Consider the following 14878-nt stretch of genomic DNA (forward strand, 5'->3'; position numbering starts at 1 on the left):
GGAAAAGCATTGGCGCTGAACGAAAAAGGCCCGGCGCATTGCCGGGCCTTTTGACTTCAGGGGCGCGGCTGCGCCCGGCTTAGTTATCCAGGAACGAGCGCAGCTTGCGCGAGCGGCTCGGGTGCTTGAGCTTGCGCAGGGCCTTGGCTTCGATCTGGCGGATACGTTCGCGCGTGACGCTGAACTGCTGGCCCACCTCTTCCAAGGTGTGATCGGTGTTCATGCCGATGCCGAAGCGCATGCGCAGCACGCGTTCCTCGCGCGGGGTGAGCGAGGCGAGCACGCGGGTGGTGGTTTCCCGCAGGTTCGACTGGATCGCCGCGTCGATGGGCAGGATCGCGTTCTTGTCCTCGATGAAGTCGCCGAGATGGCTGTCCTCCTCGTCACCGATGGGCGTTTCGAGGGAGATCGGCTCCTTGGCGATCTTCAGGACCTTGCGGACCTTTTCCAGCGGCATGCCGAGCTTCTCCGCCAGCTCTTCCGGGGTCGGCTCGCGGCCGATCTCGTGCAGCATCTGGCGCGAGGTGCGCACGATCTTGTTGATCGTCTCGATCATGTGCACGGGAATGCGGATGGTGCGCGCCTGATCGGCGATCGAACGGGTGATCGCCTGGCGAATCCACCAGGTGGCATAGGTTGAGAACTTGTAGCCGCGCCGATACTCGAACTTATCGACCGCCTTCATGAGGCCGATATTGCCTTCCTGGATCAGGTCCAGGAATTGCAGGCCGCGGTTCGTGTATTTCTTGGCGATGGAGATGACGAGGCGCAGATTGGCTTCGACCATTTCCTTCTTGGCCTGGCGGGCTTCCTTCTCGCCCTTCTGGACCATTTGCACGATCTTGCGGAATTCCGCGATCTCAAGCGCGGTCTCGGTGGCGAGCGCGTGGATGTCCCCGCGCAGGTCCTTGATGCCGTCCTTCTCGTGGGCGACGAAGCCCTTCCAGCCCTTGGAGCCGAGCTTGGAGACCCGCAGCACCCATTTCGGGTCCAGCTCATAGCCCTGGTACTGCTTGAGGAAGTCCTCGCGCTGTACGCCATAGCTCTCGGCGAGGCGCAGCAGGCGGCCTTCGAGGCCCACGAGGCGCTTGTTGATCTCGTACAGCTGCTCCACCAGGGCGTCGATGCGGGCCTGGTTGAGGGAGAGCGACTTCACGTCGAGGACGAGGTCTTCCTTGAGCTTCTTGGCCTTGCGCTCCTGCGCCGGCGACAAGGTCTCGTTGTTGAGCCGGGATTCGACGTTCTGGTCCTGCAGGCGCCGCAGCTTCTTGTAGCTGTCGGCGATGCGGTCGAAGGTCTCCACGACCTTCGGCTTGATCTCGGTTTCCATGGCGGCGAGCGACAGGGAATTCTCCATGTCGTCCTCGTCGTCGCCGGGCGAGGCGCCGTCGCCCAGCAAGCCGTCCTCGCCGGCCTCCGGGGCGAGCGCGGTCTCGCCTTCCATGACCGGCGGCGGCACGTTCTTGCCTTCCGGGCCGGCATAGGTGGCTTCCAGATCGATGATGTCGCGCAGCAGCACGCGGCCTTCGGTCAGCTCATCGCGCCAGATGATGATGGCCTGGAAGGTCAGCGGGCTCTCGCACAAGCCGGCGATCATCGCCTCGCGGCCGGCCTCGATGCGCTTGGCGATGGCGATTTCGCCCTCGCGCGACAGCAGCTCCACCGTGCCCATCTCGCGCAGATACATGCGCACGGGATCGTCGGTGCGCTCGGCCGGCTCGGACTTGCTCTCCGAGCGGGCGACCGCACGGGGCGCGGCTTCGGTGAGTTCGCCGCCCTCGACCTCTTCCGGCTCGTCGGCGGCTTCGGTCTCTTCCGCCTGCTCTTCCTCGGCTGCCTCTTCGGCCTCAACGACATTGATGCCCATGTCGTTGAGCATCGCGAGGGTGTCCTCGATCTGCTCGGAGGTCACTTCCTCGGAGGGCATCACTTCGTTGAGCTGCTCATAGGTCACATAGCCGCGGCGCTTGGCGTTCTTGATCATTTTCCGAACGGCCGCGTCCGACAGGTCGAGCAACGGCCCGTCGGGGCTGTCGTTCTCCTTCTCCGGCGCTTCGGTCGCTTCGGTCGCCTGCTTCGCCATGGACATCTCCTGACAAGTCGCCGCGTGTGTTCCACGGCGAAACGGCGACGCAACCCCAAGAGGATTTCGCCGCCTTCCCTTAATCGCGTGGGCGACCCTAGGGCCGTCCCGTTAAATCAGCCTGAACCGGACCGCCTGTGAAAGCGGAAGGTTCCATTTGCGCAGCGCACCACACTGCGGCAAGAAAGGGCCACGCTTGGTGATTCACACCGATCGTGCAGAGCCGCGTCCGGACGACGCGCCGAATCCCTCGACCAGGGCTTCGGTCCCCTCCACGGCCGAGAGGCGTTCCCGCACATCGCGCAGCCATGCGAAATTGGCTTCGCTCGGGTCATCTCCCAGAGAGCGTTCAGCCTCCCTCAATTCTCTAGATAACGCGTAAGCCTTGCGATGCAAGGCCGTACACTGGCTCCACCAGAGCCTGACATCCTCTGCGCCGGTATCAGGATAGGCTGGCCAGTCCATTCTGGGGTTTGCGACCGCCCGTGCGCGCCGGGAAAGCGCCTCGACGCCCATTTTTTCCAGCTGATGGGCAAGACTTTGCGAATCACCCGCCTTGCCTTCCATATGGGCATCGAGCAAAGCGCGCCGCAGGGTGTCGGCGTCAGCGTTTGCGAACGGCAATTCGGCGATATCCTCGCCATTCTCGTCCATCAGCCAGGGGTGGTTGAGCAGGCAGAACAAAAGCAGCGCCTCGCCCCGCGGCAGGGAGGACAGGGGGCCGCGGATCAGCGAGGTGCGGGACAATTCCCCGCCGCCGCGCACCACGAGGGGTTCCTCGCGCGGCTTGAACCGCCCGCCGCGCATATCGGGGTTGCGCGCACGGCCTGCCGCAACGAAGCCGCGCGCCTCGCGTGGCGGGGAGAGCAGGCGCTTCAGCCGCTCGTTCAAATCCTGGCGATAATGCCGGCGGACATTTTCGTCGGCGATGGTTGAGACCACTTCGCCGATGCGGGCTTCGAGCGCGGCGCGGCGCTCGGGGGTTTCCAGATTGGCGCCCTCCAGCTCGCGCGCCCACAGCATTGCGGCGAGCGGCTCGGCGCGGGCGAGCACCGCCTCCATGGCGTCGCGGCCACTGCGGCGGATCAGATCGTCCGGGTCCTGGCCCTCGGGGAGCATGCCGAAGGAGAGGCTGCGGCCGGGCTTGAGATGGGGCAGGGCGAGATCTATCGCCCGGAACGCCGCGCGCCGGCCGGCCTTGTCGCCGTCGAACAGCAGCACCGGTTCCTCGGCCATGCGCCAGAGCAATTGCAACTGGTCCTCGGTGAGGGCGGTGCCGAGCGGGGCAACGGTGCCCTCGAACCCCGCTTCCACCATGGCGATCACGTCCACATAGCCTTCCACCGCGATCACCCGCGCGCCCTTATGGACCGCCGCGCGCGCGGAAAAGCCGTTGTAAAGCAAGGATCCCTTATGGAAGAGGACGGTTTCCGGCGAGTTGAGATATTTCGCCGCCACGTCCTTTTCCAGCGCCCGCCCGCCGAACGCCACTACCCGGCCCTTGAGGTCGGTGATGGGAAACATCACCCGGTCGCGGAACCGGTCGTAGGGCACGGGAATATCGTCGCCGGCGATCAGCAGGCCGGTTTCCACCATGTCGGCGACGCTCACGCCCGCCTTGCCGAGCGCTTCCTTCAGCGCATAGCGATCGGGCGCGGCATAGCCGAGATGGAAGCGCTTCTGGATGGTGGGGCCGAGATCCCGGTCGGCGAGATAGCCGCGCGCCTTGGCCCCGGCGCGGGCTTGGAGATTGTCCTCGAAATAGCGCGCGGCAAGCGCCATCACATCGTGCAGGGAGCGGCGGCGCTCTTCCTTCGCGGCGGCTTCCGGCGTCACCTGCGGCAGCGCAAGGCCGGCCATGGACGCGAGCCGCTCGACCGCCTCGGCGAACGGCAGGCCCTCGGTCTCCATCAGGAAATCGAACACGTCGCCATGCTTCCCGGACGAGAAGCAATGGTAGAAGCCCTTCTGGTCATTGACGAAAAACGAGGGGGTCTTCTCGGCGTTGAAGGGCGAGAGGCCGGCGAACTCGCGCCCCTGCTTCTTCAGCTTGACGCGCCGACCCACCACTTCCGACACGGGAAGCCGTGCGCGGATCTCATCGAGGAATGAGGGTGGAAAGCGCATGGGTTGGATGTCGACTCGCGTCTCATGCGCATTTTAGCGCGGGAATGGACAATCGGGCACCGTAGCGCAGATGCGGGGCGGTTTCTCGTCTATGCCCGCAATCCCCTTAATTCACAGGTGTCGGCCTTTCCGGGGCGCGGCTCCCTCATGCATCGAAATGCGCCCTCTCCCGCGTGCGGGGGAGGGTTGGGGAGGGGGCGGGCAAGCCTGTGCGGGGCGCGTAAAGCGCGCGGCCCTCCCCCCTGCTCACGCCGCCGTCAGCGCGTCCTTGACCCAGGCGGAAGCCTTGCCGAAGTCGATGGCGCCGGCGTGGCGCTCCTTGAGCACCGCCATGGTGCGGCCCATGTCCTTGATGCCCTTGGCCTCAATCTCCGCGACCACGCCGGCGATGATGGCGCGGGTCTCATCTTCGCCGAGCTGGCGCGGCAGGAAATCCTGGATCACCGAGATTTCCGCGCGCTCCTGCTCGGCAAGCTCGGGGCGGGCGTTCTCGGTATAGATGCGCGCGCTTTCCTCGCGCTGCTTCACCATCTTGGCCAGCAGGGCGCGCAGGTCATCATCGCTCAGCGGGTCCTTGCCGAGGCCGCGCGCTTCGATATCGCGATCCTTCAGCGCGGCGTTGACGAGGCGCAACGTGGAAAGGCGCACCTTGTCGTGGGCCTTCATCGCATCCTTAAGGGCGGTGTTGATGTCGTCGCGAAGCAATGTCTGTCCTCTTGAAACTGTGTTGCGGCGCACGTTCGCGCCGTCGGGCACCGGACCCGCCGGTTCAGGGGCGGCGGCGCGCGGCCCCGATCCTTGGCGCCGGTCGAACCCGGCCGGCGGGCCGAAAGCGCACCCTCGACCCCGCATATACCCCGAAACTGGAAAAATCCCGAGCGGAATGGCGGGCAAACGTGCGCGAAGCACTGGAAGTGCGGCGCGTGACTCATTATCTAGGCGAGCCATGACGCAGGAACAAGATCACGCAAACGTCCCGGCCGAAGGCTGGGCCGAGCCGAAGCCGACCGCGCTTCTCGTGCTCGCCGATGGCACCGTGCTCGAAGGCTTCGGCCTCGGCGCTGTGGGAGAGGGTGTTGGCGAGGTGTGCTTCAACACCGCCATCACCGGCTATGAGGAAATCCTCACGGACCCTTCCTATTCCGGCCAGATCATCACCTTCACCTTTCCGCACATCGGCAATGTGGGAACCAATGAGGAGGACATCGAAACGGTGTCCATGGCCTCGGCCTCCGGTGTGCGCGGCGTGGTGCTGCGCACGGCGGTGAGCGATCCGTCCAATTATCGCGCCACGCGCGGCCTCGACCAATGGCTGAAGGCGCGCGGCATCGCCGGCATCAGCGGCATCGACACCCGCGCGCTCACGGCGCTGATCCGCGACACCGGCATGCCCAACGGCGTGATCGCTCATGCGCCCGACGGCGTGTTCGACATTGCGGCGCTGAAGGAGAAGGCCCGCGCCTGGCCCGGCCTGGAAGGCATGGACCTCGTGCCCGGCGTCACCTCGGTGCAGCGCTTCGAGTGGGATGAGACGCCCTGGCAGTGGAATGCCGGCTATGGCACCCGCACCGAGGGCAAGTTCCATGTGGTGGCCATCGATTACGGCGTGAAGCGCAACATCCTGCGCCTGCTCGCCCGCGCCGGCTGCCTGGTGACGGTGGTGCCGGCCACCACCTCGGCGGACGAGGTCATGGCGCTCAAGCCCGACGGCGTGTTCCTCTCCAACGGCCCGGGCGACCCGGCGGCGACTGGGGACTATGCCGTGCCGGTGATCCGCGAGCTGATCGCCCGCAACGTGCCGACCTTCGGCATCTGCCTCGGCCACCAGATGATCGGGCTCGCGGTGGGCGGCCGCACGGTGAAGATGCACCAGGGCCATCATGGGGCGAACCACCCGGTGAAGGACCTGACCACCGGCAAGGTGGAGATCACCTCCATGAACCACGGCTTCGCCGTCGATCGGGAGAGCCTGCCGAAAAATGCGGTGGAGACCCACGTCTCGCTGTTCGACGGCTCGAACGCCGGGCTCTCGCTCGCCGACAAGCCGGTGTTCTCGGTGCAATATCACCCCGAGGCGAGCCCCGGCCCGCAGGACAGCCATTATCTGTTCGACCGCTTCGTCGCGCTGATGGCGAAGAACAAGGCGGCCTGAACGCTTTAGGCGCTCCTTCCCAGAGCGCGATCCGATCAAGTTGAATCAATTTGATCGGTGGATCGCCCTCTAACTTTATGAAAGAGAACGCGTTATCCGATCAGCTTGCGGTGCAAGCTGATCGGTGCGCGCTCTAGAGAGGGGCGCCGCCGGGCGCGGTCCAGAGCCCCGAAAACCTCAGTCCAGAAAATCCCCGTGCGCGAGCACATGCTTGGCGATGCCGAGCGTGTGCTCGCGCACGAGGCGTTCGGCCAGATCCCCGTCGCGTTTCTCGATCGCCTCGACGATGCGTGTGTGATCGACGATGGAGCGCTGGGCGCGATGGTCCTGCGCGATCGTCACCTTGCGCACGCCGCGCATGTGGGGGAACAGGCTGTCCGTCGTGTCCGCGATCAGCTGGCAGCCGGACATGCGGATGATCTGGCGGTGGAAGGCGAGATTGGCGGCGGAATATTCGGAGACGAATTCTTCCGGATTGCGATCGGCGAAGGCGCGGACATTCTCGCGCAGCATGCGGATCTCGGCGTCCGAGGCGTGCTGGCAGGCGAGGCGGGCGGCCATGCCTTCGAGCGCGGCCCAGACCGTGATCATCTCGAGGATTTCCTGCTTGGTCTTGCGCACCACGAAGATGCCGCGGCGGGGCACCGAGCGCACATAGCCTTCCTGTTCCAGCAGGGTCATGGCTTCGCGGATGGGGGTGCGCGAGACGCCGAGCTTTTCGGAAAGCTGTCGTTCCTCCAGCCGGATTTCCTCGGCGTGGCTATAGATGTCCATCTCCATGATGGCCGCCTTAAGCGCCTTGTATGCCTTCATGCGGAAGCTCGATTCGGTTTCGATCGGCTTCACATTGATGTCCTGGTACGTCATCTCACCCCTTGCCCCGACTGCGCTGCGCGCGGCCCGCCACGCCCCGCCCGCCCGGCGGGCGAAATACATCATACTGTGATGGCATCGAATATAGCTTTGGGCAAGTAATGCCGGCAAAGCCAAGAGTCGCACTTTGTTGTGCTGCAGTGCAGCGCAGGCAGTTTGGAGTGATTCCGCATCGCTTATTGACACTGGGTATTTTGCATACCAGCATAGGATCAATGATGCGGTCGCAGTTTTTCCGTTCGGGAAGGGCAGCGGCCGAGCCTTCGACAACCGCGGGCAAACCGTGGGCGCACAAGGTGAGGAACAGCTGATGATTACCGTCGACGACATTCTGCGCGAGAAGCGTGACACCCGCATCGTCACCGTGCGGATGAACGAGACCGTGGCGACCGCCGCCATGGTGATGAAGCGGGAGAATATCTCCAGCGTCGTGGTCAAGGACGTCTGCCGGACCGAGGGCAATACGGTGGTCGGCGTCTTTTCCGAGCGCGACGTGACCCGCGCGCTGGTCGAGCATGGCGCCAATACGCCGAACGTGACGGTGGCGACGCTGCTGAAGCGGGCCGTGATCTCGTGTGAACTGGCAGATTCCATCGCCACCGTGCTGCATCTCATGAATGCGCACCAGGTGCGCCATCTGCCGGTGATGGTGGAGCACAATCTGGTGGGCGTGATCAGCGCCACCGACCTGATGCGCCATTATCTGCATGAAGAAGAAGTGCACACCCATGCCGAGCAGGCCGACAGCGGCCTGACGGCCGGGCTCGCGGCGCTGCGCTGACGCGTTTTCCTGCGCGCAAAAGGGTGCGCGCCGCGGATCGGCGGCGCGTGCAGCAGGCGTTTGCTACAGTTTTTCGATGTGATCGCCGCAAACCGTTTGCGACGTCAGGGTGACAATGATATTTCTGTATTTGGCATACGAAATTCAATAGACGGCATATCAGGCATGGCGCATGATGATATGCCGTTGCAAGCCGGCACAGATCGGCATCGCAAAGTGGTCAGGGACGTTCCAGGGGTTTGGCATGAGCAAGGCACTTGAAGGTGTGCGCGTGCTCGACATGACGCACGTGCAGTCCGGTCCGTCGGCAACCCAGTTGCTGGCTTGGCTGGGCGCCGATGTGATCAAGGTCGAGATGCCGCGCCGTGGCGACATCACGCGCACCCAGTTGCGCGACAAATCCAATGTCGACAGCCTCTATTTCACGATGCTCAACGCCAACAAGCGCAGCGTCACCCTCAATATCAAGTCGCAGCAGGGGCAGGATGCCCTGGTCCGCCTGATCGAGCGGTGCGACGTGATGGTGGAGAATTTCGGCGCCGGCGTGCTGGAGCGCCAGGGCTTCTCCTGGGCGCGCATCGAGGCCATCAATCCCCGCATCATCTACGCCTCCATCAAGGGCTTCGCGGAAGAAAGCGGGCTGGAGGCGAAGGCCTATGAGACCATCGCCCAGGCCATGGGCGGCGCCATGAGCACCACCGGCTGGCGCTCCGGCCCGCCGACCGCCGCCAGCGTCCAGGTGGGCGACACCGGCACCGGCATCCATTGCGTCGCCGGCATCCTCGCCGCTTTGTTCCAGCGCACCGTCACCGGGCGCGGCCAGCGGGTGGACGTCGCCATGCAGGATTGCGTGATGAACCTGCTGCGGGTGAAGCTGCGCGATCAGCAGCGCCTCGCCAGCGGCCCCTTGAGCGAATATCCCGGCGCGCCGGCGACCGAGAGCGTGCCGCGCGCCGGCAATGCCTCGGGCGGCGGCCAGCCCGGGGCGGCGCTGCGCTGCGCGCCCGGCGGCGAGAATGATTATTGCTACGTCATCATCCAGCCCCAGGGCTGGGCGCCGCTGATGCGGCTGATCGGCCGCAAGGATCTGATCGACGACCAGCGCTTCGCCAGCCATGAGGCGCGGGCGCAGCGCATCGACGCGTGCTTCGAGCTGATCGAGGCGTGGACGCGCCAGCGCACGAAATTCGAGGTGATGAAGGCCTTGCAGGCGATCGACGTGCCCTGCGGCCCCATCCTCTCCACCAAGGACATCATGGAAGACCGCGCGCTCTACGACCGCGGCTTTCTCGTGGAGGTCCCCCATCCCGAGCGTGGGACCTATGTGACCGTCGCCTCCCCCATCCGCCTGTCGGAAAACGACGTGCCGGTGGAGCGGGCGCCTCTGCTTGGAGAGCACACAGAAGAGGTGCTCTCCTGGGTCGGCTTCAGTGCCGAAGATATCGCGACTATGCGCGCCACCGGCGTCGTGTAATCCATCAGCATGCCGCCCCAAGAGGGACCCAAGGGTGGGGCGGTTCATCTTATAAAATAAGAAGAGAATGACTTGCAAAGGGTAGGAAAATGGGATCGTCGGAGTCAGGTGGCACCGCCATTGTGACGACAAACCGCTGGCTGCAATTGATTGCCGGCGTCGTCTGCATGGTCGCTGCGGCTAATATTCAGTATTCTTGGACCTTGTTCGTCCCGGAAATTCAAAATGCGCACGGCTGGAGCCGGGCGTCGATTCAGATTGCCTTCACCGTGTTCGTGGTCGTCCAGACTTGGCTGACGCCGATCGAAGGCTATTTCATCGACAAGTACGGCCCGCGGAACGTCGTGTTCGTCGGCGGCTTGTTCACGGGCTTGTCCTGGGTCGTGAATTCCTATGCCACCTCACTCGCCGGCTTTTATCTTGGCGCGGCAATCGGTGGTATCGGCGTCGGCTGCGTGTATGCCACCTGCATCAACAGCGCGCTGAAATGGTTCCCGGACAAGCGCGGCCTCGCGGTCGGCCTGACGGCGGCGGGTTATGGCTCGGGCACGGTGCTCACCATCATCCCGATCGCCAACATGCTGAAGAGTTCCGGCTATTCGGAGACCTTCTTCCTGTTCGGCCTGATCCAGGGCGCGGTCATTCTTCTCGCCGCCGGCTTCCTGCGGGCGCCCAAGAAGGGTGAAGTGACGTTCTCGTCCAGCGTGGCGCAGAGCCGTCGAGATTACACGCTTGGCGAAGCCCTGCGGACTCCTGTGTTCTACGTCATGATGACCATGTTCATCTTGACCGTTACGGGCGGTCTGATGGCTGTGGCCCAGCTCGGCGTGATCGCGGAAGATCTCGGCGTGAAGAAGGTCGAGGTCAATCTCTACTTCTTCGCCATGGCGGCGCTGCCGTTCGCCCTGATGCTTGACCGTATCCTGAACGGCGTTTCCAGGCCGCTCTTCGGCTGGGTTTCCGACCATATCGGCCGCGAAAAGACGATGTTCTTCGCTTTTGCGATGGAAGGCATCGGAATCGTCGCACTCGGCGCATTCGGCCACAATCCGTGGGCGTTCATTATCCTTTCGGGCGTGGTGTTCCTGGCCTGGGGCGAAGTTTATTCGCTATTCTCGGCCACCACTGCTGATACATTCGGCAGCGCACATGTCGGCAAAATCTATGGCGTTCTTTACTGCGCCAAGGGTGTGGCCGCACTTCTCGTGCCGTTTGCAAATATTTTGATGGAAGCGACTGGAAGCTGGTCCACGGTTCTCTATACCGTCGCGATCATGGATCTGACCGCTGCTTTCATGGCCCTCTTCGTTCTGCGGCCGATGCTGAGGAAGCATCACCAGATGAACGCCGATGCGGCCGCCCGCGCGACGCTTCAGGCTCCGGTCGGCGCCTGATCCAACAGCCCTCTGCCGCCTTCGGGCGGCCCCTTGAGGCCCTGGCTCTGCCAGGGCCTTTTTTTTGGCCCGCAGTCCGCGATCCGGCCCATGGCCGCCGAAGCGGATTTTAATTGTATCTGTATCGCTCCTGCGCATACTGGTATTGGTAGGATGAAATTCGCACGGTACGCCGTAAAAAATACATTGAATATTGTATTTAGATTAATTTCACTTCGTCATTTGTCGAAATCATTTGAAGATTTCGCCCCATCTTCTCCGTCAGCTGCCGAAAAACCTGCAATTGCGCGGGTCCAGTAGCTGTTACATTACCGCAAATTGCATGTTGCATACGGTATTTTGCATCGAACATCCAAGTCTGGTTCGCAGCGGGCCGCTCAAAACGAGCCCGCCACCAACAAGAATGGCGACCGTCACGGGCCGTTCATCGACTTGAATTCGATGACCCCAATAGGGAAGGGTAGGAAATGCCGTCTGTTGAGTCTGTGCAGAAGGGGCCCATTGGCGGGCGCTGGATGCAGCTGGTGATCGGCGTGATCTGCATGTCGATGATCGCCAACCTGCAATATGGCTGGACGCTGTTCGTCGAGCCCATCAATGACAAGCACCAATGGGGCCGCGCGGCCATCCAGGTCGCCTTCACCATCTTCGTTCTCACCGAGACCTGGCTGGTCCCGATCGAGGGCTGGTTCGTGGACAAGTACGGCCCGCGCATCGTCGTGCTCATCGGCGGCTTCCTGTGCGGCCTCGGCTGGGTCCTGAACTCCATGGCCGACACGCTGGTCCTGCTTTACGTGGCTGCGGCCATTGGCGGCGTCGGCGCGGGCGCGGTCTATGGCACCTGCGTCGGTTCGGCACTGAAATGGTTCCCGGATCGCCGTGGCCTTGCCGCCGGCATCACCGCCGCCGGCTTCGGCGCGGGTTCGGCCATCACCATCATTCCGATCGCGGCGATGATCGCCTCGCAGGGCTATCAGCAGACCTTCCTGGTGTTCGGCCTGTTCCAGGGCGTGGTCGTGATGGCGCTGTCGATCTTCCTCCAGGCGCCCAAGCCCGGCCAGCTTCCGCCGGTGACCAACAAGGCCGCCACGCAGAGCCGCCGTGATTACGGCCCGGGCCAGATGCTCAAGGCCCCGGTGTTCTGGGTCATGTATGCGATGTTCGTGCTGGTTGCCGCTGGCGGCCTGATGGCGACGGCGCAGCTCGGCTCCATCGCCAAGGATTTCAACATTGCCGGCGTGCCGGTGAGCCTGATGGGCATCACCCTGCCGGCGCTGACCTTCGCGCTTTCCATCGACCGCGTGCTGAACGGCCTCACCCGTCCGTTCTTCGGCTGGGTGTCGGACAATATCGGCCGCGAGAACACCATGTTCATCGCGTTCTCGCTTGAAGCGGTGGGCGTGCTCGCGCTCGGCCATTTCGGCTCGAACCCGCTCGCCTTCGTGCTGCTGACCGGTCTCGTCTTCTTCGCCTGGGGCGAGATCTACTCGCTGTTCCCGGCGACCTGCGGCGATACGTTCGGCTCCAAGTTCGCCACCACCAATGCGGGCTTCCTCTATACCGCCAAGGGCACCGCCTCGCTGGTGGTCCCGATTGCGAGCGTCGCCGTGGCGCAGCTCGGCAATTGGGACCTGGTGTTCCTCATCACCGCCGGCGTGAATGCCCTGGCGGCGCTGATGGCCCTGTTCGTGCTCAAGCCCATGCGCGCCCGCTTCGTCGCGGATGCCAAGCTGGTGACGGCGGCGGAAACCAAGGCCGCCCAAGCCGCCCACTGAGCCTTGCTCGCCCACTGAGTCTCCTCATGTCCGGCGTCCCAGACGGGGCGTCGGGCGGGAGATGAGGGCTAAGGTTCCGAAGGCAGGCGTTCGCGCCTGCCTTTTTCGTTGAACAGGTTTCGTCGAACAGGACGCGGGCGATCAGAAGCCGCGCGGAAAGGACGCAACCGCAGGCTCGCGGCTCTGATTGTCCTTGTCCCCGCCAAACAGCGTGCCGGCGGTGCGGGTCTGCTCCTGGCCCATCAGCGCCATCTCGGCGGGGATGCCGGGGCCGCCGGCGGCAGCCATGAAGCTCTTGGGGTTGCTGAAGCCGATCACGGCGCCGGTGACGGCAATTCCGAGGATGGCGAGAGCGACGAAATCGAATGCGGTCATTTTAGCCTCCAGGCGTGCCCTTGCACGCCGCCCGTTGCGAGCACTCGGGTCATCGCGCTGACGACCCCTGTCCTCATTTCCGAGTGCCATACTGACCGAATTCGCCCTCCTTGTGGTATACATAATACGCAGAGGCTCCCCCTCATTGCTGCATAGCAGCAATAAAGGCGTCTTCGCGGGCCTTAACTGGCTGAAAGATTTCGCAAGTGCGAGATCAGCCCCGCGGTGGAGCCCGAGGTTTCCACCGGTGCCGCGCCGCCCTTTACCGCCGGCAGCAAAGCCGTGGCCATTTCCTTCCCGAGCTCCACGCCCCATTGATCGAAGGCGTTTATTCCCCAGATCGCGGCTTCCGTGAACACGCGATGCTCATAGAGCGCGATCAGCCGGCCGAGCGTGAACGGGTCGAGCAGCGTATAGGCCAAGGTCACCGAGGGCCGGTTGCCGGGGAACACCTTGTGCGGCGCGAGTTCGGCGATCCGCGCCTCGCTCATGCCCCCGGCGCGCAATTGCGCCTCCACCTGCGCCAGCGAGCGCCCGCGCAGCAGCGCTTCCGACTGGGCGAGGCAATTGGCGATCAGCAGGTCGTGGTGGGCGGCGAGGGCGGGTTCGTGCCCCTGGGCGGCGATCAGAAATTCCACCGGCACCACATCCGTGCCCTGGTGAAGAAGCTGGAAGAAGGCGTGCTGGCCGTTGGTGCCGGGCTCGCCCCACACGATCGGGCCCGTCGGCCGCGCGACCGGGGTGCCGTCGCGCGTCACGCTCTTGCCGTTGCTCTCCATGTCCAATTGCTGGAGATAGGCCGGAAACCGCGCGAGGCGCTGGTCGTAGGGAATGATGGCGCGGCTCGCATAGCCGCAGACATCGCGATGCCATACGCCCACCAGCGCGAGCAACACCGGCAGGTTCTGTTCCAGCGGCGCATGGCGGAAATGATCGTCCATGGCGGCGCCGCCGGCGAGGAAATCGCCGAACGCGGCCGAGCCGATGGCGATCATCACCGGCAGGCCAATGGCCGACCACAGGGAATAGCGTCCGCCCACCCAGTCCCAGAAGCCGAACGTGCGTTCCGCCGCGATGCCGAACGCGCCCACCTTGTCGAGCGCCGTGGAGACGGCGGCGAAATGGTGCCGCACCGCCTCCTCGCCCAAGGCCGCCGCGATCCAGGCGCGGGCGGAGGCGGCATTGGTCATGGTCTCGATGGTGGTGAAGGTCTTCGAGGCGATGATGAACAAGGTCGTGGCGGGCGTGAGCGGCTTCAGCACGTCGCTCAGATGCGCGCTGTCCACATTGGAAACGAAATGCAGGCGCGGCCCGTCGTGATAGGGCGCGAGCGCGAGCGTCGCCATCACCGGCCCAAGGTCCGAGCCGCCGATGCCGATGTTCACCACATCGGTGAAGGTCTGCCCGCGATGGCCGGCGATGGTGCCGGCGCGCACCGCGTCCGCAAAGGCGAACAGCCGGCCGAGGGTCTCGCGCACCTGCGCCTTCACGTCCGTGCCGTCGATTTCGAGCGGGTCGGCGCCGCCGTCGCGCAGCGCCACGTGGAGCACGGAGCGCTGCTCGGTGGAATTGATGCGCGCGCCGGCGAACATAGCCGCGCGCCGCTCTTCGACGCCGGTGGCGCGGGCCAGCTGGAGCAGCAGGCCGAGGGTCTCGTCCGTCAGCGCGGTCTTGGAGATGTCCAGCAGCAGGTCCCCGGCGCTGGCGGAAAAGCGGGCGAAGCGATCCGGGTCCGCGAACAGTTCCACCAGAGGCGTGCCGGCGGCGCGGGCCTCGGCGGCGCCCAGCGCCTGCCAGAGGGCTTCGGCTTCGGTCCCGGACGCGGAAGCAGGGGCATCGGTCAT

11 protein-coding genes are annotated in these 14878 nt (G+C 64.4%); 5 read left to right on the forward strand and 6 right to left on the reverse strand.

Features of this window, described 5'->3' with window-relative positions; translation table 11 throughout:
- Window positions 1-79: 79 nt before the first annotated feature.
- From rpoD to V5G24_RS05165, 3 genes are all read right to left on the reverse strand, one after another.
- Entirely contained in the window at window positions 80-2083 is a 2004-nt protein-coding gene (gene rpoD / locus V5G24_RS05155; protein ID WP_394080199.1) for an RNA polymerase sigma factor RpoD, read from the reverse strand.
- A 204-nt stretch (window positions 2084-2287) separates the two neighbouring features.
- Window positions 2288-4210 carry a DNA primase gene (gene dnaG, locus V5G24_RS05160; RefSeq protein WP_394080201.1) on the reverse strand — a complete coding sequence of 641 codons (1923 nt, stop codon included), beginning with the start codon at window positions 4208-4210 and terminating at the stop codon, window positions 2288-2290.
- 246 nt (window positions 4211-4456) lie between these two features.
- On the reverse strand, window positions 4457-4915 hold the full coding sequence (locus V5G24_RS05165) for a GatB/YqeY domain-containing protein (protein ID WP_394080203.1): 459 nt from the start codon (window positions 4913-4915) through the stop codon (window positions 4457-4459).
- A gap of 241 nt (window positions 4916-5156) precedes the next feature.
- Between V5G24_RS05165 and carA the strand changes: the two genes are divergently transcribed.
- Window positions 5157-6362, forward strand: coding sequence for a glutamine-hydrolyzing carbamoyl-phosphate synthase small subunit (carA, locus tag V5G24_RS05170; RefSeq protein ID WP_394080205.1), 1206 nt, complete (start codon window positions 5157-5159; stop codon window positions 6360-6362).
- A 177-nt stretch (window positions 6363-6539) separates the two neighbouring features.
- Here carA and V5G24_RS05175 read toward each other — a convergent pair whose 3' ends face one another.
- Window positions 6540-7229, reverse strand: a complete 690-nt coding sequence (locus tag V5G24_RS05175; protein ID WP_394080207.1) for a GntR family transcriptional regulator — start codon at window positions 7227-7229, stop codon at window positions 6540-6542.
- A gap of 319 nt (window positions 7230-7548) precedes the next feature.
- Between V5G24_RS05175 and V5G24_RS05180 the strand changes: the two genes are divergently transcribed.
- The 4 genes from V5G24_RS05180 (at window position 7549) to oxlT (V5G24_RS05195) (ending at window position 12659) form a co-directional block, all read left to right on the forward strand.
- On the forward strand, window positions 7549-8016 hold the full coding sequence (locus tag V5G24_RS05180) for a CBS domain-containing protein (protein WP_394080367.1): 468 nt from the start codon (window positions 7549-7551) through the stop codon (window positions 8014-8016).
- A gap of 244 nt (window positions 8017-8260) precedes the next feature.
- Complete coding sequence (gene frc / locus V5G24_RS05185; RefSeq protein WP_394080209.1) at window positions 8261-9490, forward strand: formyl-CoA transferase; 1230 nt, start codon at window positions 8261-8263, stop codon at window positions 9488-9490.
- Window positions 9491-9579: 89 nt separating this feature from the next.
- Window positions 9580-10884 (forward strand): oxalate/formate MFS antiporter, encoded by a 1305-nt coding sequence (oxlT, locus tag V5G24_RS05190; RefSeq protein WP_394080211.1) that lies wholly within the window; start codon window positions 9580-9582, stop codon window positions 10882-10884.
- A 467-nt stretch (window positions 10885-11351) separates the two neighbouring features.
- Window positions 11352-12659, forward strand: coding sequence for an oxalate/formate MFS antiporter (gene oxlT / locus V5G24_RS05195; protein ID WP_394080213.1), 1308 nt, complete (start codon window positions 11352-11354; stop codon window positions 12657-12659).
- 141 nt (window positions 12660-12800) lie between these two features.
- Here oxlT (V5G24_RS05195) and V5G24_RS05200 read toward each other — a convergent pair whose 3' ends face one another.
- Both V5G24_RS05200 and pgi read right to left on the reverse strand, forming a co-directional pair.
- On the reverse strand, window positions 12801-13034 hold the full coding sequence (locus V5G24_RS05200; protein ID WP_394080215.1) for a hypothetical protein: 234 nt from the start codon (window positions 13032-13034) through the stop codon (window positions 12801-12803).
- Window positions 13035-13216: 182 nt separating this feature from the next.
- Entirely contained in the window at window positions 13217-14878 is a 1662-nt protein-coding gene (gene pgi, locus V5G24_RS05205; RefSeq protein ID WP_394080217.1) for a glucose-6-phosphate isomerase, read from the reverse strand.

This window comes from Roseixanthobacter finlandensis, from assembly GCF_043195105.2.
In the GTDB taxonomy this organism is placed as follows: domain Bacteria; phylum Pseudomonadota; class Alphaproteobacteria; order Rhizobiales; family Xanthobacteraceae; genus NCEH01.